This is a genomic window from Dellaglioa sp. CoH-55-MRSF-6, assembly GCF_056782215.1.
The window spans coordinates 1-306 of the sequence record NZ_JBXAYJ010000028.1 but is presented as its reverse complement, the minus strand read 5'-3'; the positions used below and the strand labels follow the sequence as shown (position 1 = coordinate 306).

General features: G+C 53.6%; 1 protein-coding gene. It reads left to right on the top strand.

Annotated features, from left to right (window positions below):
- Positions 1–23: 23 nt before the first annotated feature.
- On the top strand, positions 24–306 hold a 283-nt coding region (locus AC1RPK_RS07670), incomplete at its 3' end, for a hypothetical protein (protein WP_481769340.1).

The following is a 306-nucleotide window of genomic DNA, read 5'->3' as shown; positions in this document are numbered from 1 at the left end:
GGAATACGAAACGTGGCTCAGGTATGCCTTTCAACGCGGTCTTCGATAAGGAAGAGGGCGTCGAGATCGAGAAGAGCGTTACCGGGAAGGGTAACGACTTCTATCGCTATATCCAGACCAAGACTGTGAAAAACAAGCTGTGGACACCGGGACGAAAAGCATGGTTCCGCATCTGGGTGAGCGACGCTGAGGGAAACGGCTGCGGTCTGGACCCATTCTTCGATACCATCATGTATCTGAAGGAGACTGGCCAACTAGCCGGCAACGACCGCAAGCGACTTACACTGAAGCTGCATGGAATGGACC